Below are 20,193 nucleotides of genomic sequence, written 5' to 3'. Positions count from 1 at the left end.
GCTTACACCTTGCCTGTGGCGGTAATCAGTTTGACGGCAACTCCGGCACGCAAGCGCCCCAGGTTGGCCTTGACGATACGTGCATCCGGCACCAGGCCAGCAGTGATTTCAACCACCGCCTGGCCCTTGCTGTCACCATGCAAACCCAGCTTCACCGGCTTTTGCTGCAAGACATTGTTTTCTATCGCATACACAAAAGCCTGCTCAGCTTCATACTGTATGGCAGTCTCGGGCACGGTCAGTACATCGGATTTTTTATCCACTACCAGTTGTGCCTCGCCGAACATGCCGGCCCGCAACAGGGTATCTGGATTGGCAACCTGCACATACGCCATAATGGAGCGCGAGCCAGCAGTCGTAGACGGGTTGATCCTGACGACCTTGCCCTCGACTGCTGCCGTCACGCCTTCAATTTTCAATTGCACTGCCTGGCCGATACGGATGCTGGCGATATCCTGGGTCGGTACCGGTGCTTCCATTTCAAGTACACGCAAATCGACTACGTCCAGCAGGCGATTATCAGGGGATATTTTTTCACCAGGCTGTACCATGCGGCTACTGACCATACCGGTAATCGGCGCGCGGATGACGGTATCCGCCAGGGCTTTCTGGGCCACGGCCAGCGCGCCTTTGGCGCTATCGACATTGGCTACCGCAATCGCATACTGATTATTGGTATTGTCGTAGGCGTTCTTGGAAATGAAACTCTTGTCGAGCAAGGCGCGGTTATTGTCGCGTGCCGTGCGGGCGATTTCCAGTTGCCCCTGGGCGGCGGCCAGCGCACCACGCGCCTGTTCCTGCCGCGCCAGGTAATCGCTAGTATCCATTTTCACCAGGACCTGGCCAGCCTGCACGGCCTCGCCTTCGCGCACCAGTACTTCGGTAATATCGCCCGCTACTTTAGCTTTGACCGCAGCCTGATTGACTGCACGCAAGGCACCTGACAATGCCAGCAGTTTCCTGACTTCGGTGGTTTTGACTTCAGTAATATCGGCCGGCAAAAACTCCAGTACCGGCACTGCTGCATTGGCAGCAGCGCTGACTGTCGCTGCAATAGCGGCAGCAGATGGCGCAGTTGTGCCCTGCGATTTTCTTTTGGCTAGCAGCAACCCTGCAGCCAACAGCACCACAACGGCGATGATCCAGAATGTCCTGCGCTTTAACATGATTGTTTTTTCCAAAAAGTAATTGTTTCAAGACCTGGAAAAACACGGGCAATAAGCCCCCCAAAGGTCAGATGAAACCCTGACTTTAAAGCCTGACACTATGTAAGGGTCAAGCAGCGCATCTATATTTTGTAGAACCAGAACTGTTGCAAACGCAGCCAGCACTATGCCGCACAGGCATTGTCGTGCCTGCGACCGCTACACTTGAACGTTCTGGTGGTGCATCAAATTTTTATAATTCTATATACGCAGGCTATGCAATGCGATTTCTATGTAATGCTCAAGATAGGTATCAAGCTTGTCAGGATCGATCTGGCAAACACCTTGTGAATGCTTCCACATCATCATCATGATCACGGGTGCCGTCAGTATTCTGGTATCAATTTCCAGATCCACCTGGCGGAACTCACCACGCTCCATGCCCCGACGCAATACTATTGTCATCAGGTTTTCACCCCGATCGACCACTTCTTCCTGATAAAACCTGGCCAGCTCAGGAAAATTCCCGGCTTCTGCCATCATCAGTTTCGGCAAACCGGATAACTTGGTCTTGCCAACGTTGTCCCACCAGGTATGCGTGATCAAACGAAACAGTTCATCGCTGCTACCGTTAAACTGGCCAATCGCATCCTCTGCTGCTCCGATCAAAGGCACAATGCTTTCCCTGACTACAGCCTTGAATAATTCTTCCTTGCTGGAAAAATACAAATACAAGGTACCTTTGGAAACGCCAGCAGTACGCGCCACATCATCCAGACGTGTCGCAGCAAAGCCGCGCTCGACAAACAGGTCAAGGGCAGCAGCAAGCAATTCTTGCGGGCGGGCATCCTTACGACGCTCCCATTTAGGCTTAAAAGGACATGACATTATAACAATAACTCAATTAACTTACTTTTGAGTCAGTAATATAGTCCCCGTCCCTTTCAGCGTCAAGACAAACGCATGTTGCGTCTTAATAAAGTCTTAATCAGAACAAAAAACACTTAAAAACTGGTGGATTAATAGTTAAATAATAGAAATTCGATTAAGCATCCGAAAACCCATCCATCGCACCCACCTGACACACAAATTGCGCGATCTCTGCCAAACCATGCTCGTTGTCATTCTGATGTTCAGCTACTTTGCCAAACAACTACGACAACCACCAGCACGATGCGACAGAATGCAAAAATTGATAGCCCAAACATATAAATATTGGAACAGGCTGCTTTATATATAAGGGACACCGAATAAAAATATGCAAATTCAGTAGCTGAACAGGTCAGAATATTTCAACAGTGATTTTGAAATTGGGTGTCAATTTTGATCCTGGCAATCTCTGCCCGACCAAGACTGTATTCACGTGGAGAGCATTGCATGATACGTTTGAAGGCGGTGCTGAATGAACTTTCCGAATCATAGCCGAGTGAAGGTGCAATAATGGAAATGGGGTCACTGGTGTTCATCAGCCGGTCGCCAGCAAGCAACATGCGCCAGCGGGTCAGATAATCCATTGGTGATTCCCCCACCAGTTTTTTGAATTTCAATGCGAAGGTAGATCTGGACATATAGGCACGTTCGGCCAGGCTCTGTATCGTCCATTTTTGTGCCGGGTTTTCATGCATGGCATGGATGGCGGCGCTGATCTGCTTGTCTGTCAGTGCATAGATCCAGCCTACGCCACCACTAACACTTTGTGTGTTTTTGGCACCTGCGGCCCGTTCCAGCAAAAACAGACGCAAGGCCTGGACGAGCATCAGATAGGCGAGGTGCTGGGCAATCAAAGTACCGCCAGGCTGTGGTTCACGCAGTTCCTGCATGATTTGTTCCAAGGAACCACGCAAGGCTTTTTTATCTGACTCTCTGTGGATATGAACGACCGCTGGCAAGATACCCAGCAGTATTCCTGCGTGTCTTCCGGCAAATTCAAAATAACCGCCCAATCCATAACAATCACCACCGCCGTTATAAGTGACAACGCCACCTTCCTTCACTGTGGGAAACACCATACTGGCATCGACAGGTGGTAAAGCCGGGTCGCTGCCAAGCGTGGCTGGCTGCCCACCCGGCAACAAGACGCAGTCGCCTTCTTTGAGATGCACTGGTTCAGGACAACCTTCAACCGTGAGCCAGAATTCGCCAGAAAGCAGTGCATAACAGCGTATGCCTTGCAGTGCCTTGAAATGCAGCGACCATTGCCCGCCCGCATCGAGCCCGCGGAACATATAACTGCGAGGTTTGAGTAAGGACAAGACGTCTGACAGCGGATCCATTACGTCCCCGGACGATTGAAAAGATAAACCGGACTATAGAGCATGGATCGTCCCGGTACAAGCATCTATCATCTGGTCATTCTTACCCTTTCGTTCTTACCCGCTACGGGCTCACAATCTCTGGAATGCGAATGACTACCAATACTGCTGCATGGATATCAACGAAGCGCACTGATCTGGAGGTAAAACCAGCCAGTTACACGCCACCCGGGGACCTGGAAATAGTTGTACGAAACCACGCCGTCGCCATCAATCCGCTGGACTGGATATTGCAAAATGCAGGCGAGTTAGTTTTTTCCTGGATCAAATACCCGTTTATCCTGGGATCAGACCTTTCAGGCGAGGTCGCTGAAGTGGGCAAGAAGGTCACCCGATTCAAAGTGGGGCAACGTGTACTGGCACATGCGGTGGGGAGTGATCCCACACGCAACAGCGCAGCCGAAGGCGCTTTTCAGCATTACACTGTGGTCCTTGAACACATGGCCTCACCCATCCCCGATCACATGTCGTACGAGAGTGCAGCGGTGCTTCCGCTGGGCTTGTCGACGGCGGCTTGCGGCCTGTTTGAAAAAGATCAGTTGGCCCTACGGCATCCTTCTGTCAACGCCAAACCAACCGGACAAACCTTGCTGGTCTGGGGCGGCTCCACGAGCGTTGGCAGTAACGCGATTCAGTTGGCCGTTGCCGCCGGTTATGAGGTGATTACGACTGCCTCACCAAAAAACTTTGACTACGTCAGAAAACTAGGCGCTAGTCAGGTCTTCGACTATCGCAGCAGCAACGCGGTAAAGGATATCATCAAGGCCTGCCATGGCAAGACCATGGTTGGTGCATTGGCGATTGGCATGGGGTCAATAGAAGCCTGCCTCGATATTATGCATGAAAGCAAAGGCAACAAGTTTGTTTCCATGACGACCTTTCCAGTCTCTTTCCAGAAAATGACAAAGGGGTCTAATCTGAAACTACATTTTCTACTTCAGCTTCCGCGGCTGGTCGTATTTATGCTATCAATGCAGATCAAATCACGTCTCAGAGGCATACGTACCAAAGTCATCTTCGGTACATCCTTGATTGCCAATGAAGTCAGTCAGGTCATCTACGTGGATTTCTTGCCCACGGCCCTGGCTGAAGGTGTCATTGTTGCCGCCCCGGAACCACATGTGATAGGCAAAGGGCTGGAACATGTGCAGGCAGGTCTGGATATGCAAAGAAAAGGCGTGACAGCCAGCAAGATAGTCATTTCCCTTTAACGTGTATACAGCAACGCTACAACGCCAGAGTGCGTGACCATATCCCTGCCTGCTGATTCACCAATCAGAGAAAGAAGTAAATCCATGACATCGCTGAATGATGCACTGAAGGTTTTACTGGCATACAGCCTGATCATGATGATCGGCCTGATAGTGACCTGGTGGTGGTCGCGTTTTGACGAAAGGACAATTCGTGGCGTAGGCGTCTGGATAAAACCCATGAAATTCATGGCGGCCACGGCATTATTTGCCATCACGACTGCATGCCTGATGCGGATGGCAGACGTCAGGCCGCAAGCATTGCCATCCTTCTATTGGATTGCAGTATTAATTGTCAGCACATCTTTTTTTGAAGTAGCTTACATCAGCTTGCAGGGCAGCCTGGGTGAAGCCTCGCATTACAATACATCGGACTTGCTGCACGCCGTCATGTCTGGGCTTATGGGTATTGTGGCTGTAGCGCTGACCGCTTCACAAGCCTGGCTGGCCTGGGTGATCTGGACGCAAAATGACAAGCCAGCCCTGTCGGTAATGCAGTCTGGAATTGTCGTCGGTTTGATACTGACCTTTGTATTGTCGACGCTGAGCGGCTTTCTTTTGGGATCCCATCAAGCACCGCCCGGGAAAGGATGGCCAATAGTTGGCTGGCATTTGCGTGGTGACATCCGGCCAGCACATTTTCTTGGTGTACACGCGCAGCAATTCATACCGGCCTTCGGTCTGCTTGCTGAATACTTTGCGGGTGGTGCTGCACTTGCTGTATTTTCTACTCTCACAATGTTCTATCTGCTTGCATGTATTTGCTTGACCTTAACGGCAATAAGAGCCATTCCGGTCACCGCACATTTCGGTTAATCAATTTAATATCCGGACTTTTCAAAAAGAAAAAATGCAAATTATCTTTATCCGATTTATTCTTGTAATCATCTTGCTCCAGTTGGCGGGATGCGCACCATTGCAGCCATATCCAACATCAGATCACTATGATGGCAGCAAGTTTTTTAATCCGGCCGATCCCGAAGGTAACAGTCTGTGGGATGGACTCAAGCTGCTATTCGCGTTTGATTTTGAAAACTGGCCGGATGTGGTTGAAAATAACACGGTTGGCAATGATTCGGTTGACCATGCGCAAGCGGTTACTGTGCAAGGGAAACCGAGCAAAGATGAAGTCGCCGTCACCTTTGTCAATCATGCCAGCCTGCTCATCCAGACGCAGCATATAAATCTGCTGACTGATCCAGTCTGGTCGGACCGGGTCAGCCCCTTTGGCTGGATAGGTCCCAGGCGACACAGAAAAGCAGGCATTGCTTTTGTTGATTTACCGAAAATTGATGTCGTCGTCATTAGTCATAATCACTATGATCACATGGATCTTGAAACCCTCAAGCGATTAAACGATCGTTTCCATCCACTCTTTTTTGTCCCTCTCGGTAACAAAAAGCTGTTGGAAGATAGTGGAATGGCGCACGTCGTTGAACTTGACTGGTGGCAAAGTTACCAGGTGACTTCAGACCTCAAACTGAGCCTGACTCCAGCAGCGCATTTCTCTGGTCGTGGTTTGTTTGACAGAGGCCGCAGCCTGTGGGGTAGTTACCATATTTCATTTAACGGACACAGCCTGTATTTTGGTGGAGACACAGCGTATTCATCGCATTTCAAGGCAATACAGGAACGCTTTGGACCACCAGATATCGCCTTGCTACCAATAGGTGCGTATGAACCAAGATGGTTTATGAAACGGGTGCATATGGACCCGACTGAGGCGGTTCAAGCACACCTGGACCTGGGCGCAAAGCAAAGCATAGGCATGCATTTTGGAACTTTTCAGTTGACCAATGAAGGTATCGATCAACCAGTGAAAGATTTGAATGTGGCGTTACAAGAGAAAAAAATAGCGGCCAAGGAATTTTCGGTACTGCCGGAGGGGCGCGCGACGATGTTCAAAGTCGGCCAAGGATATTCGGCCGGCAGATAGTTCATCATGCGCTTTATTGTTTCGAGATGCGGTTTTGAGATGCGCAACAGCAATGCAGCATCTCAATGCAAGGCAGTACCTGGGCATGCCATCATGCCGACAGCACTTCGTTGTAAACCTTGTTAGCGATGGTGACGTTGCGCAATACCAGTTCGCGCACATTATGGATGAACCAGGCTTGCTTGCCATTCACCGGTGTGCCGAAGTCGCAGTCGCTGATGGTCACATTCGTAATGGGTGACACCACGGGCTTATCCGGGCCGTTGTAGCTGGATTTGAGCGGCCCGAGTAACACAATAGCCTGATAGCAGGAACGCGCCCCCTGGTCGGTATTCACATTGCTAACCTTGACTCCGCTGATGTACACGTCTGATACCTGTGGCGGCCGTATCCGCATCGCGTCATCCTTGGGTGCGTAATCGCAATCGAAAGTAATGACTGCCCCGCCGCCCACCGATGCGCTGCGTGGCGGTACCTCGGCGCCTGGCAACAGATTGGAAAAGCCAGGCTTGGTCTGCACCCCGTTAGGCAAGGTCACATTACGCACATAGAGGTGGCGCAAAAATCCGCCACGATTCATATTGGTCTTCAGGCGGATAGCAGTACGCAAGGCATCGCTGGCCCAGTGCAGATTGCGAAATTCCACATTCTGCACATAGATGTTTTCAATACCACCCGCCATCTCACTACCCAGCGTGACACCGCCGTGGCCACTATTCATGATGGAATTCTGTATCACGATATTGCGTGTCACTCCATACTGGATGTCGCGATTTTTTCCAGCCTTGATGGCTATACAATCGTCGCCGGTATTAAAGGTACATCCGTCGACCAGGACATTGTCGCAACATTCCGGGTCAAAACCATCACTGTTCGGCCCTATACTATGCATTTGCACATTGCGGAAGAGTACGTTGCGGCAATTGACAGGATTGTGCAACCAGAATGGCGCAGCCTGCACCTGATAGTCTTGCAGTAATACATCGGTGCAGCCAATCAACTGGATCATATGTGGCCGCAGGAAATGACCAATGCCAAAAATCCGGCGTTCAACCGGGACACCCGCTTCAGACAAGGCTGGCAAGAAATAATGGTCCGAGCGCCAAGTTTCCCGACCACCTTCTATCAATTTGGCCTGTTCAGGGGACAAACCGGGTGCCAGTGATTCCAGCGAAACCGGGTTGCGCGGATTGACCACGCTTTGCCTGTCATTGGCAGGTGCACCATCTGCCTTGCGACCCGCCCAGCCCCACCAGCAATCCTTACTGCCCGGAAAAGCGACACCACCCTGACCATCCAGAATGCTGGTGGCATCTTCACCAGTGAGGGCAATGTTTTGCTGGCCGTAAGCGTACACCAACGGTGAAAAATTCAGGCAATCATTACTTTGCCAGCGCGACAGCACCAGCTTTCCATTCGGGCCACAATCGTAGTCGCCATGGCGCGCATAGTCAGCCGGGTCATTATTAAAAAACAGGTGGGCACCCGCAGCCAGATGCACATGCACGTTTGAACGCAATACCATGGGGCCGCAGCATAACCAGTTACCCTTTGGTATGAGTACACGGCCACCACCGGCCGCATGACAAGCCGCAATCGCTGCCGTGATTGCCGGACAACAATCGGCAGCACCTGGCTTGGGTGCATTGACCTTGCCCCGTTCATCGTGAGAGATGAACGCATCTGTCAGCACCACTTCGCACTCACTGGCACCATAGGCGGTGATGAGAAAGTCTTGCGGACGAAACGTCAATGTCCGGGTACAGCGATCGATAATCGCTTGCGCTGCCTGCCATGGGTCGTCCCTGGTCGCTGCCAATACAGGTTCGGACAGGCAAGTGGCCAGCACTGCGCCTGCTTGCAGCAATCGGCGGCGCTTCTGATTCACCGGGTGGGCTTGATGTTTGTTCACTATTTGCTCTCCATTTGGTTTGTTATAGCGTTTGTTACAGCCTTAGCGCCACCTGAATACAAATTGACTGTAGATGACGAAAAAACTGTTCATTCAATTATTGCTGCTGCGTTGTTAATACTGTGATGCGCAAGGCCATGTAGGGCTTGCCGGGCAATGCAATACTGCGGCCATGCTTGTCGATAAAACTGTCATCATCTTGCTTTTTAAGTTCGAAATACTCATCGACAGGATGTATCGTCATGTTCCAGGTATCGATGATCTCTACCTTGCAGCGCATCCCCTCCCTGAGTCCGGATTGGTACAGCAAAAATTTCCAGTTGAGCGGTGTCGCACGTCCGAAGTAAGTCAGGTAATAACTGCCGCGTTTGCCCACAAAGGGAAGACTGGCCCCTTCGTCGATGGGATCAAGGCCTTCGGCTGGTGCCGTTGCCAGTACCGAGCGCAGGAAGGCGATCCGCGGCACGCTCTGTCCACGAAACACACCGCCTTTGTCCAACCATGGCAAACCATCCTCAGGATCCAGATAGGTATCACTGTGGCCCGCATAGGTACCAGCGATAGTTGCCTGCCAAAACCGCAGCAGCATCGCTTCTGGTGTCAGGTGCCCCCAGCGTTGCTGCATATTGCCTTCGTACTTCACTTCATCCAGTACCACAGGCTTGCGATAAACATCTCGTAAAATCACGGCACGCCTGGCATCTTCGGCCACCGCTCCACTCTGTATACTTGCATGGGTGACCCAGGGCTGGGTCTGGTTATACAACTGTAAGCCATTATGGATAGAACGCAAATGCTGATAGGGATCACTCTGCTGCACAATATGGAAATAACGATCCCAGTCGGCCGTTGTTTTCGCCGTCATGAAGTCAAATTCATTGGCCATTGACCACCAGACGTTACGGTAGGCGGACAGGCGTGCCACCACATATCGAAGATAGCGGTCATCGACGCTGGCTGGCATGCGGTCGAAGCCAAAATGGCCCTTGTCATAAGGATGGAACAGGATGACATCGGCCTCGATTCCCAGCGTACGGAGCTGGTCGATACCTGTCTCTATATGTCGAAAAAAAGCCGGATTGAAACGACTCAGATCCCAGGCCAGTGGTGGTCTTCCGGCAAAAGGATACAGGTCGGGATTATTCTGCTGCATGGGAAACACCACCATTCGCAACTTGTTGAACGGCGATGTCTCCAATGTCTTGAGTGTTTGTTCTTCCAGTGCCTGGTTATGATGCAGCCAGGAATAGCTGGTCGTACCGATCTGGCGATATGGAGTGCCATCAGCATAGGCAAAATGAAAGGTATTGCGCACGCTTACCGGGCCATGGTTGCCAGCGCGCGCAGGCTTGACAAGAATGGCAGCATGCCTGCCTTGTAATTCGACACGGTTGCTATGCGTCTCATAATGCCATTCGCCAATGGTGTCGGGCATAAAGCGTATACGGTAGATACCATCGCCATCGTAAAATCCTGACACATCCAGTTTCCTGTCACCTTGCACAAATTGCGCCGACAGACTGACTTCGGTAAACGGGTTGCCCGTGGCCGGGCCAGTCAGTTTGATTTCAAAGAAATCCCACTGATCAACACTGACCGGCACATCCGTGACTTGATTGGCAGCTGATATCGCTGTCTGCAGGAAAATAATGCCGGCGATTGCCAGCCATCTGAGCAAGGTAGACGTCACGGTAGCTTCACTATACGCACTGCCATATAGGGCCGACCAGGCAAGCTGACGCTGCGGCCATCTTTGTCGGCGAACAGATAGTTATCCTGTTTCTTGAGTTCAAACAGGCCGGGCACAGGAGTGATGCTCATGTTCCAGGTGTCAATCACATCCACCCTGAACTTCATGCCTTCGGCAAGACCGGCCTTGGCCAGTTCAAAACGCCAGTTAGTACGTGGGTCGTTACCAAAATAACCGAGGTAATACTGACCTCGTTTACCGGCAAAGGGATAATCCTGCCACTTGTCGATGGGTTCCAGGCCATCGGCCGGACCGTCCTCAAGTATTTTTCGCAAAAAGGTGAGGCGCGGCACACTTTGCCCGTGGAACACCCCACCCTTGGCCCACCATATAATGTCTTCAGGATCAAGATAGCTCTCGCTGTGGCCAACATAGGTACCGGCAATGCTGCCATGCCAAAAACGCAGGACCATTTCTTCGGCGCTGAGCCGCCCCCAGCGCTGGGGAAGATTACCTTCGTATTTGACCTCGTCGAAAATCACTGGCTTGCGATAGACATCGCGATAGATCACGGCACGCTCAAAATCTTCCGTTGCCGACCCACTCTGTATGCTGACATGGGTCACCCAGGGCAAGGTGTGGTTATACAAGATGCTGCCATTATGAATCGAACGCAGATGCTGATAGGGATCATTGGCTTGCACGATCTGGAAGTAGCGGTCCCAGTCGGCGGGTGTTTTCGCGGTCATGAAATCGAATTCGTTGGCCATAGACCACCATACATTACGAAAGGCTGACAGACGAGCGACCACATAGCGCAGATAACGGTCATCGGCTGCTGCTGCCATGCGGTCAAAGCCCCAGTGCCCCTTGTCATACGGGTGGAACAGGATAATGTCGGCCTCTATACCCAGTGTGCGCAATTGAGAAATACGTTGTTCCAGATGGCGGAAAAACGCAGGGTTAAAGCGGGTCAGATCCCACTGCGCTGGTGGCGTGCCTTCAAACGGGTAAAGTTGCGGTTCGTTCTTGCTCCACTCGTAATGCTTGGGAAATACCGTCATCCTCAGCTTGTTAAATGGCGAGGTCGCCAGCGTGCGCAGAGTTTGCTCTTCCAGTGCATCACCCTGATGTATCCAGGCATAGCTGGTTGTACCAAGCTGATGATAAGCTTGCCCGTCAGCATAGGCAAAATGGAAGGTATTGCGCACCTTGACCGGGCCATGATTGCCGGCAGCAGGTGCAGTAACAGTGAAGCTACCGCTCTGGCCTCGCAATGCAGCCTGATTGCTGCTGGTCGTATACTGCCAGATACCGGTACTTTCTGGCATGAAGCGTATCTTGTAGATACCTTCACCATCATAGAATCCGGCAACATCCAGCACCTTTTCGCCCTGCCGAAAGCGGGCCGATAATTCAACTTCAGTAAAGGGATTTCCTTGTGAGCTACCGGCCAGGGTGATTTCTATGCTTCCCCATTGCTCGACGCTAGCCGGAGCCTGCACCATGCCATCCGGCACAGGTGTTGCCGCTGCCTGCCGTACCGGCATGAAGAACGCACATAGCAGCAAGCCTGCGCCGCAGACCTTGCGCCAGAAATTCAATCCAGTCATTTCGCTGATCCGTTATGATGCGTTGGCAGGCTATCCATTTTTGTTTCTGAAGATCAGGCGTGCAGTGCATGCGGATGCACGCAATACATGATCCGCAGCCAGGATTGGACACTTGCTACATCTTTACAACATCATGTTGTACGATGTCTGATGTCGATTCCAGTTTAACCAACATTTCCCTGTTTTGCAAACAGGCAGGCAGCGCCAGGCATGCGACTGCAATTCACAGCACATTAACAGCACATTCCGGGCGGGAATATCAAAGATATGGAAAAAATACGCTTAACGAGAATTCAGACAGACTGAAATACGGCTGAAATGCGCTGGCTGCATGCCATGAAAGACAAGGACATAGCTCGGGTAGCGGGTAGCATGCTGCCGACTACCCGTCCACTACCCGTCCACTACCCGCTCGCTATCAGCCCGTTTGAGGATGAACGCCTGGCGACAGAGAAATTTATCTCAGGCGTCGTGTGGTTTCCCTGGCGATCAGCTCAAGGCCCGGCAAAGCCAGGTCAACGTCCGTTCCGCTGATCAAACCCAGCAGCGTCCTGGTTGCCAGCAAGCCCATGTCATACAAAGGCTGGTGGATCGTTGTCAGTGGTGGTGTGGTGTAGAGTGAACTGGGCAAATCGTCGAAACCGATGAGTGAGATATCTTCCGGTACCCGTATGCCTTTTCTGTACAGGCCCAGCCGTACGCCATAGGCAGACAGGTCATTGGCAGCAAAAACAGCGCTGAATTGCTGCTGGGTTTCAAGCAAGCGGTTGATCGCCATCAGGCCGCTGGCTTCATGGAAATTGCCTTCGACCACCAGGTTTTCTTCAAATGCGATATTCGATTCTTGCAGGGCACGCTGGTAGCCTTCCTGCCGTTCCAGCGCATCCGTATTGTTGGCGGGGCCGGTGACAAAGGCGATGCGTCTGTGGCCAAGCTCGATCAGGTGCCTGGTTGCCAGGTAGGCACCATGCTCATTGTCAAGCTTGAAGCCCACCGCCGTCTTGCTATGCAAGGCACGGCCAGTAGCGACTATCGGTTTATCCCTGGCAAATTCAAGTACCGTCTTGTCAGCGATACGGCCTGACAGCAAGATAATGCCGTCCACCTTGCGCGCCAGCAGCAGCTTGATACGCGCCGCCTCTTCTTCCGCATTCCAGTGACCACTGACGATGACGGATGCATAGCCTGTGCCTTTGAGCCCTTCGTCCACACCATGCAGGGTTTCATCAAAGAAGGGGCTGGCGATATCCTGCACCACAATGCCTATGGTCATGGAACGACCGCTTTTCAGGCCCTGTGCCAGTTGATTAGGCTCGAACTTCATCTCTGCGATGGCAGTTTCAACGGCTTTCCGCTTGTCTGGCGATACCTTGGCGGTACCATTGAGTATGCGCGACACCGTACTGGGTGAAACACCCGCCTCACGCGCTACATCCAATAAAGTCACTGGCTCATTTTTTGTTCTAATTTTTTCGACCACGCAATACCTTCCGTCGGGCAGGATGATTCTTTGGAAAGATCATTATTAAACACATAGGACAAACACATAGGACCTACGCAAAATTGTTCCAGCAAGGCGAAGCGACACAGACAGTACGAATAGTACGGCCAGGAGCTACGACGCAGATGGGGCAATGTTGCGTAAGTCCTATCATGAAAAGCTTTTCACAATTAGGATAGCATGCTTCTTTTCAAATGAGCAAACGCCGAAGCTTCCAATCAGCTTTTGCTCATGACTACTCATTAACAGGTGCCAGGCCAACCAGCAGCGTCGGCCCAGTCCTCCTGGAGCAAAGCAAACCAACTAAGCCCGGCGCGCCACCTGTATGTCGGCAGAGGTTTTGCACATATGCTCAACCAGTTTCCGGTGATCCGGTAAATCAGCCATGGCATGCTGCGACATCTGCGCGATCATCTGGAATTCTTTGGCGGCTTCTTCCATACGCGGGTAGGAAAATTGATTGACACCCATGTCGGTCTGGAATTCCATCCCGTACAGCACAAACTGCCAGCTGGATGGCGGATACATTTCCATGTCAGTCACAAAATCCATGCGATTCGGCGGGCGACAACGCCACATTGCCAATCTCTCCTGCAAGCTGTGGGGGATGGTGGCAGGGTCGGTATTGTCACGCCAGAATGCGCTGTCCGTACGTTGCGTCAGGCAGTAATGCATTTTGACGAAATCGATGATGCGCTCATAGCGCTCCTTCATATGCTGGTTGAACTGGGTGGCAACCGGTGCCAGTTCACCATTGAAGGGAAAAAGATAGGTCAGCAGATAGGCAGCGGTTTCTATCAGGCCTATGCCGGATGATTCCAGCGGTTCCAGGAAGCCGCCGGACAAACCGATCGCCACGCAATTCTTGACCCACTGGGTTTCGCGGTAACCGACATTCAGCTTCAACAACCGGGCGGACATACCGTCAGACGCCGGTCCTATGTAATTGCGCAAGACCTGCTCTGCCCGTGCTTCATCCGTGTGCCGGCTGGAATACACATAGCCTATGCCGCGTCTTTGCTGCAAGCCTATATCCCAGGTCCAGCCAGCTTCTTGCGCAGTGGAAATCGTGTAGGAAGGGATGGGGGTATCTGGCTGCGCATACGGTACCTGCATCGCCACGGCACGGTCAACAAACAACACATCATTCATGTTGCGGAAAGGAGAACCCAGTGCTTCGCCTATCAGGGCAGCACGGAAACCGGTGCAGTCTATATACAGATCAGCAGTCAGCGCCTGCCCTTCTTTGGTATGCACGGCAGCAATGGCACCGTCATTGTCGAGTTGCACATGCTCGACCGTCGCCAGCACCTGCTGCACACCCAATGATTTGCCATGCTCGCACAACAGCGCCGCCAATTTGCCAGCGTCGAAGTGATAGGCGTAATTCATGGGACCAAGAAAATCCTTGTCGTCGAAACGCTTGGGACCGCGATGGGCATCGGCAATGCGCTTCTGCATGCTGACAGCATCCGCAAAAGGCCGCCTTGCCTTGCCAGAGCCGGCTGCACCCAGCAGCCAGTAAGGTAATAATTCCGGCCCGCCCTGACGTTGGCTGGGATGGCTGAAAGGATGGAAATAATGCCCGTTGCCTTCGGCACCCGCTGGCCGGACCCAGTCGGCAAATTGCACGCCCTGTTTGAATGTTGCGTTGCATTCGCGAATGAAACGCGCTTCATCGATACCTATGGCAGCCAGTGTGCCGCGGATGGAAGGAAAGCTGCCCTCCCCCACACCTATGATGCCTATCTCTTTGGATTCCACCAGGGTAATGCTGATGCCATCCGGGGATGAAGATGCCTTTTTAGCGAGAGACAGATTGCTGGCCAAAAAACATGCCGTCAACCAGCCTGCGGTTCCACCGCCCACGATCAAGATGTTACGAATATTAGGTACCGGTTTCATTCAAAGTCTCCTGTTTTCTGGAACTCATTTCATGAATAGAAGCAAGTTCTTCTGTTTTTATATAAGCCTGTTGCAAAAATCATACGGTTTTGTTGTGGCAGCTCCGCCCGGGCACGCCATCCCGTTTTTGCAAATACCTCTGAGGGAAGCTGAGCCAAATCCATGGAGCCCCCCCTTCTGGGCATCTCATATTACAACATTTTGAAAACGTTACCATTTTATATTTGACACGGAAAACCGTTTCTATGTAATATGAAAACGGTTTCAAAACAAGAAATCGCAAAACATATATAAGAAAACGTTTTCACATAAAGACGTAATGGTTTAATAAGCCAACAAATCTAACCGTGTAACAGGAGACATATGAAAATCAGCACATTCGTGCCGCGGAAAGCCGCGTGCACTCCCATCCAGTTCGCCATTTTTTCGCTGCTCGCCAGCATGGGCAGCGTTCAGGCACAAGAGCAAACTTCAGCTCAAGCACAGGCAAAAGCCGCCAAAGAAAGTACTACCATTTCTGAAGTGATTGTGACTGGTACCAAACGTGCCACGTCATTGCAACGCACACCCGTAGCCATCACCGCCATCAACGCCGAAACACTGGAAGATGCACACGTGCAAAATGTCCAGGACGTCGTCAATCTGGTGCCAGGTTTCCAGGCCACCAATGAGGGTGACCATGGCGTCATCACCATGACCATGCGCGGCATTGGTAATGACAGCGCCAAGACCGAATACGCCGACCCTGAAGTTGCCTTGTTCATCGACGGTATTTATGCTCCACGCCCTGAAGGTGCAACTTCCCTGTTGTTTGATCTGGAAGGTATAGAGGTTCTGCGTGGTCCACAAGGTACATTGTGGGGTCGCAATGCCACGGTTGGTGCCGTTAATATGCAAACGGCCAAAGCCAAGATCGGCGACAGTTCCGGCAATTTTGAAGGTGGCGTAGGTAGCTATAACCGCATTGGTACACGCGGTGCATTCAATGTACCGGTCAGTAATGAATTGGCTTTGCGCTTTGCTTTCGTTCATGAAAAACATGATGGCTATGTCGATTTCCAGACACCGCCTACGCTGTCCCTGGATAGCCAGAAAGCAGCATTTGCCACTTACCTGAAAAACGGCGGCACTGTCGTACCATTCCAGCCTATCAACTATGCGCTGTTTGTACAGGATGGTCCTAAATACGGCGCCCAGGATCAAAGTGCAGCCCGTATCAGCATGTTGTGGAAACCAAATGCCGCCACAAAAATTGATCTGTCCTATGAAAAATTCATAGACCGTGGCACACCATCGATGAACCTGCTGCAAAATCCGCGTGCTGGCCAAAGCCAGTGGTCGGCGCTGATAGATACCGCCCCCTTCCTGAAACGTGACACCGATTCCATCCGCGGCAGAATAGAATACGCCATCGACAAGTCCATGCAACTGACTTACATCGGCGGTTATTCCAAGTTCAGCGGCTCTTCCCGTTTCGACCAGGATGGTGGTGCCACCTTGCCAACCAGCTTCACTTCTGGTGGCAACATGCAAGCCAACAATACAGTCTCGTCCAACTATAAAAACTTCAGCCATGAAGTTGAACTACAATCGGTAGGCGTCCGTGATATCGACTGGCAACTGGGTTTGTATTATGGTTCTGAAACCAATGATATCCGTTTTGATATTCCTATCCTGAACGGCACATATCAAGGTACAGTAGGCTGGCAGGGTTCCTTCATCCAACCAAAAGAAACAGTGGAAACTGCAGCTGCTTTTGGTCAGGCAACCTGGAATGCAAGCAGCGATACCCATATCACTGGCGGCCTGCGCTTCACCTCTGACAAACGGACCAATGTTGGCGGTCGCGGCTATGGTTTCTCTAGCAAACCAGAACTGAGCCAGTCTGCCATTACTCCAAATGTTGACCCGGCTTCGGCGACATCCAACTTTGCAGCCTATTCCATCAATGATGGCAGCTATAGCGGCAGCAAAATGACAGGCCTGTTGCGCATCTCGCATGACATCGACAAAGACAACATGATCTATGGCAGCATCTCTACCGGCTATAAATCAGGTGGTCTGCAAGATGGTGGCAAAACCTATGGTCCTGAAACACTGACCAACTTCGAAGTCGGCACCAAGAGCACACTGATGGGCGGCACAGTTCGACTGAATAATGCACTGTACTATGGCAAGTTCAAAGACTTCCAGTTCAGCGCACCGGTCACCGCACCTGACGGCACCCGTGGTCTGCAAACATCAAATGCGGATGGCGCTACTGTGTATGGCTTTGAATCCGAACTGGCCGCCAAGCTGAGTAAAGACGACAAGCTGCAAGTCACCATTGCCATTGCCAAGGCAACGCTGGGTAATTTGGTCGGCGGCTCAAATGACTATGCACTGCCAGCTTGTAAGATTCCTGGCATCAGCAATTGCCTGGATGTTTCGGGTAACACCATGCCACATACACCGAAGTTTTCAGCCCAGGTCATGTATCAGCACACCTTCCATCTGGATGGCGGTACGCTGACACCACGCCTCAGCCTGCATTACGAAACGGATACCTGGCTGAGCGTGTTCAACTACGGTGACGGCGACAAGCAAGAAGCCTATACCCGTGCTGATCTTGGCCTGCGCTATCAGTCCAATGGGAAAACTGCCTGGTATGGCGATTTCTTTATCCGCAATGTTGGTGACAATAAAATCAAAACCAGTGCTTTGAACGCCAACGGACCATGGCAGGCGCAATATCTGCCACCACGTACGGTCGGTGTGAATGTTGGTATTGATTTCTAAATAAAAGCTATCCATTCAGCTTAAACAGACAAAACCCCCGGTTCACGCAAGTGACCGGGGGTTTTACATGGATGCACGTTCTTGCATCTCCCTGGCCAGCTACCATACTGGGCTTTCGTTGTTTGGTCAATGTAGCGACAGAGACATTGCATTAGTCAATTTCATCATTGCACTGAATTGCAGCAACGCGGCAACATTGAACCAAGCAAAAATAACAGGAGACCAGGATGCGCAGACCATGGATCAAAATGATACTGGCGGCCTTAGGATTTACTGATAGGCTGCGGGATAAATAGATAGGACTTACGCAAAATTGTCCCGGCAAGGTTATCGCTTAAGGAAACCTCTCTTGCAGGCGAGGTTCGTTACGTTGGCAGACAACATGTTGTCTGAAACCCCGGCTACACCGTAGCGACGAAGACAATACTTTTAGTACGCGGCTCCCAGGGCAGGAGCTGCAACGCAACTGAGACGGTTTTTCGCAAGTCCTAATAAATAAAAAGCCTGACCTGGCACATAGGGCCGGGTCAGGCAAAAGTAAAAACAAGAGCAAGGACAGTAAGGCTGTCTGTGATGGATACTGCTTAAGCCGTGGTCTGCGAACGAATCAAATTGCGGTACCAGTGAGCGCTTTCTTTCAGCGTACGTTTTTGCGTGGCATAGTCAACATGTACCAGGCCAAAGCGTTTTTCATAGCCAGAATTCCATTCGAAATTATCCAGCAGGCTCCAGTAAAAATAGCCCTGCACATTGACCCCGGCGGCAATCGCTGCCTGCACGGCTTGCAGATGCCACTGCACATAATTGATGCGCACCTGATCGTTGATTTTTCCATCGACGATTTGATCGGCAACGGCCATGCCATTTTCCGTAATATACACCGCCGGCAGGTCTGGATATTCTGCCTTTAACTGCAGCAAAAGATCGGTCAGGCCAGAAGGATAAATTTCCCAGCCCATGTCGGAGAAGCCCAGTTTTCCTTCTGGCTTGCGGGGTGGATTTTCGGTACTGACAAAGGCACGGAAATAATAATTCACCCCCAGAAAATCCAGCGGCTGACGGATTATTTGCATGTCTTCCGGGTGCACCTGGAATTGCGTCATGTCCATGCGATCCAGTGCTTTCTGCGGATAGCGCCCTTTGAATATCGGGTCCATGAACCATTGTACCGAACGTGCATATTCCCATTCAGCAGCGGCGACGTCTTCCGTACTGCCGGTGGCTGGTGTGGCTGGCCACTGATTCAACACAATACCGAGGCGCGCCGGGGTATTCACTGCACGCATGGCTTGCATGGCCAAGCCATGTGACAGCAAAAGGTGATGCGACACCTGTAAAGCCTGTACCGTATCAGCAATACCTGGTGCAAACTGTGCGTTGCCATAACCGAGATTGGCAGTACACCAGGGTTCATTGTGCGTCGCGATGGTGGCGACACGCTTACCAAAGCGGCGCGCAACTTCGGCTGCATATTCAGCAAACCTCAGCGTGGTTTCACGGTCCAGCCAGCCACCTTTGTCCTGTAAGCCTTGTGGCAGATCCCAGTGGTAAAGCGTAATGTGGGCCTTGATATTTTTTTCTTCCAGCTTATCCAGCAACCTGGAATAGAACTCAAAACCAGCTTCGTTCCAGGCACCGTAGCCCAGCGCTTGCACACGCGGCCAGGAAATGGAAAAACGATAAGAATCAACTTCCAGCGACGCAATGATGTCTACATCTTCGGCATAACGATGATAATGATCGCAAGCCACATCGCCCGTGCTGCCATCAATGATCTTGCCCGGTGTATGGGTAAACGTATCCCAGATGGAAGGGCCGCGCCCATCGGCTGCCGCAGCTCCTTCAATCTGGTAGGCACTGGTAGCCACACCCCAGGTAAAAGCCGGTGAAAATGAAAGTGGTGCTGACGAATTTTTCATAGTATTCATTGGTAGGATTGGATTAATCCGGATGCCGGCCCGCAGGCCGTACTCCGGCTTTATTTATTATTTTCAGGAAGCTCTGTATGGCGGCGACATGGCAAGTCCTCCTGCCCGCCGGCTTTATCAAAACTTTCCTGGTGGACTGTAACAGTGCCATCTGCACGCATTTTTCGCGGGTGCGTCAGTACATGACAAATGATCAGGCCACACAACTGAAAACGTTTTCAAT

The 20,193-nt window shown here is 51.5% G+C and carries 14 protein-coding genes; 5 read left to right on the top strand and 9 right to left on the bottom strand.

From position 1 onward, the window contains the following. Window positions 1-2 precede the first annotated feature (2 nt). The 3 genes from ACO0K9_RS15920 to ACO0K9_RS15910 all read right to left on the bottom strand — a co-directional run bounded on the left by ACO0K9_RS15920 (window position 3) and on the right by ACO0K9_RS15910 (window position 3,418). Window positions 3-1,166, bottom strand: a complete 1,164-nt coding sequence (locus tag ACO0K9_RS15920; protein ID WP_422986604.1) for an efflux RND transporter periplasmic adaptor subunit — start codon at window positions 1,164-1,166, stop codon at window positions 3-5. Window positions 1,167-1,406: 240 nt separating this feature from the next. Next, window positions 1,407-2,033 carry a TetR/AcrR family transcriptional regulator gene (locus ACO0K9_RS15915; RefSeq protein ID WP_422986602.1) on the bottom strand — a complete coding sequence of 209 codons (627 nt, stop codon included), beginning with the start codon at window positions 2,031-2,033 and terminating at the stop codon, window positions 1,407-1,409. A 404-nt stretch (window positions 2,034-2,437) separates the two neighbouring features. Next, window positions 2,438-3,418 carry an AraC family transcriptional regulator gene (locus ACO0K9_RS15910; protein WP_422986600.1) on the bottom strand — a complete coding sequence of 327 codons (981 nt, stop codon included), beginning with the start codon at window positions 3,416-3,418 and terminating at the stop codon, window positions 2,438-2,440. A gap of 131 nt (window positions 3,419-3,549) precedes the next feature. On the opposite strand from ACO0K9_RS15910, the gene ACO0K9_RS15905 reads away from it, so the two are divergent. The 3 genes from ACO0K9_RS15905 to ACO0K9_RS15895 all read left to right on the top strand — a co-directional run bounded on the left by ACO0K9_RS15905 (window position 3,550) and on the right by ACO0K9_RS15895 (window position 6,643). Further along, the gene (locus ACO0K9_RS15905) at window positions 3,550-4,668 is read left to right on the top strand and encodes a zinc-binding alcohol dehydrogenase family protein (RefSeq protein ID WP_422986598.1); all 1,119 of its coding nucleotides are present in this window, start codon (window positions 3,550-3,552) and stop codon (window positions 4,666-4,668) included. 84 nt (window positions 4,669-4,752) lie between these two features. Then, window positions 4,753-5,523, top strand: coding sequence for a hypothetical protein (locus tag ACO0K9_RS15900; protein ID WP_422986596.1), 771 nt, complete (start codon window positions 4,753-4,755; stop codon window positions 5,521-5,523). Window positions 5,524-5,623: 100 nt separating this feature from the next. Then, the gene (locus tag ACO0K9_RS15895) at window positions 5,624-6,643 is read left to right on the top strand and encodes an MBL fold metallo-hydrolase (RefSeq protein ID WP_422986594.1); all 1,020 of its coding nucleotides are present in this window, start codon (window positions 5,624-5,626) and stop codon (window positions 6,641-6,643) included. Between the two features lie 91 nt (window positions 6,644-6,734). On the opposite strand, the gene ACO0K9_RS15890 is transcribed toward ACO0K9_RS15895, so the two are convergent. From ACO0K9_RS15890 to ACO0K9_RS15870, 5 genes are all read right to left on the bottom strand, one after another. Then, window positions 6,735-8,555, bottom strand: coding sequence for a glycoside hydrolase family 28 protein (locus ACO0K9_RS15890; RefSeq protein ID WP_422986592.1), 1,821 nt, complete (start codon window positions 8,553-8,555; stop codon window positions 6,735-6,737). A 97-nt stretch (window positions 8,556-8,652) separates the two neighbouring features. Continuing rightward, the gene (locus ACO0K9_RS15885) at window positions 8,653-10,245 is read right to left on the bottom strand and encodes a DUF5060 domain-containing protein (protein ID WP_422986590.1); all 1,593 of its coding nucleotides are present in this window, start codon (window positions 10,243-10,245) and stop codon (window positions 8,653-8,655) included. Continuing rightward, complete coding sequence (locus tag ACO0K9_RS15880) at window positions 10,242-11,858, bottom strand: DUF5060 domain-containing protein (RefSeq protein ID WP_422986588.1); 1,617 nt, start codon at window positions 11,856-11,858, stop codon at window positions 10,242-10,244. Before ACO0K9_RS15880 ends, ACO0K9_RS15885 begins: the two co-directional genes overlap by 4 nt. 457 nt (window positions 11,859-12,315) lie before the next feature. Then, window positions 12,316-13,305, bottom strand: coding sequence for a LacI family DNA-binding transcriptional regulator (locus ACO0K9_RS15875; protein WP_422986586.1), 990 nt, complete (start codon window positions 13,303-13,305; stop codon window positions 12,316-12,318). 357 nt (window positions 13,306-13,662) lie between these two features. Beyond that, a complete protein-coding gene (locus tag ACO0K9_RS15870) occupies window positions 13,663-15,264 on the bottom strand; it encodes a tryptophan halogenase family protein (protein ID WP_422986584.1) in 1,602 nt (533 codons plus the stop codon). A gap of 363 nt (window positions 15,265-15,627) precedes the next feature. Here ACO0K9_RS15870 and ACO0K9_RS15865 point away from each other — a divergent pair, with 363 nt between their 5' ends. Then, entirely contained in the window at window positions 15,628-18,042 is a 2,415-nt protein-coding gene (locus ACO0K9_RS15865) for a TonB-dependent receptor (protein WP_422986582.1), read from the top strand. A gap of 67 nt (window positions 18,043-18,109) precedes the next feature. Continuing rightward, window positions 18,110-18,319, top strand: coding sequence for a hypothetical protein (locus ACO0K9_RS15860; RefSeq protein WP_422986580.1), 210 nt, complete (start codon window positions 18,110-18,112; stop codon window positions 18,317-18,319). A 307-nt stretch (window positions 18,320-18,626) separates the two neighbouring features. Here ACO0K9_RS15860 and ACO0K9_RS15855 read toward each other — a convergent pair whose 3' ends face one another. Continuing rightward, window positions 18,627-19,970: a GH1 family beta-glucosidase gene (locus ACO0K9_RS15855; RefSeq protein ID WP_422986578.1), complete on the bottom strand. Its 1,344-nt coding sequence runs from the start codon at window positions 19,968-19,970 to the stop codon at window positions 18,627-18,629. Window positions 19,971-20,193: the final 223 nt, after the last annotated feature.

Source organism: Undibacterium sp. Ji50W (genome assembly GCF_049340445.1).
Lineage (GTDB): Bacteria > Pseudomonadota > Gammaproteobacteria > Burkholderiales > Burkholderiaceae_D > Undibacterium.
This window is presented reverse-complemented; position numbering and strand designations above follow the sequence as displayed.

Coding starts and splice junctions, on each gene's coding strand:
- ACO0K9_RS15920 (WP_422986604.1), bottom strand. CDS start 1,166: ATGTTAAAGCGCAGGACATTCTGGATCATCGCCGTTGTGGTGCTGTTG.
- ACO0K9_RS15910 (WP_422986600.1), bottom strand. CDS start 3,418: ATGGATCCGCTGTCAGACGTCTTGTCCTTACTCAAACCTCGCAGTTAT.
- ACO0K9_RS15860 (WP_422986580.1), top strand. CDS start 18,110: ATGGATGCACGTTCTTGCATCTCCCTGGCCAGCTACCATACTGGGCTT.
- ACO0K9_RS15905 (WP_422986598.1), top strand. CDS start 3,550: ATGACTACCAATACTGCTGCATGGATATCAACGAAGCGCACTGATCTG.
- ACO0K9_RS15915 (WP_422986602.1), bottom strand. CDS start 2,033: ATGTCATGTCCTTTTAAGCCTAAATGGGAGCGTCGTAAGGATGCCCGC.
- ACO0K9_RS15900 (WP_422986596.1), top strand. CDS start 4,753: ATGACATCGCTGAATGATGCACTGAAGGTTTTACTGGCATACAGCCTG.
- ACO0K9_RS15880 (WP_422986588.1), bottom strand. CDS start 11,858: ATGACTGGATTGAATTTCTGGCGCAAGGTCTGCGGCGCAGGCTTGCTG.
- ACO0K9_RS15865 (WP_422986582.1), top strand. CDS start 15,628: ATGAAAATCAGCACATTCGTGCCGCGGAAAGCCGCGTGCACTCCCATC.
- ACO0K9_RS15855 (WP_422986578.1), bottom strand. CDS start 19,970: ATGAATACTATGAAAAATTCGTCAGCACCACTTTCATTTTCACCGGCT.
- ACO0K9_RS15870 (WP_422986584.1), bottom strand. CDS start 15,264: ATGAAACCGGTACCTAATATTCGTAACATCTTGATCGTGGGCGGTGGA.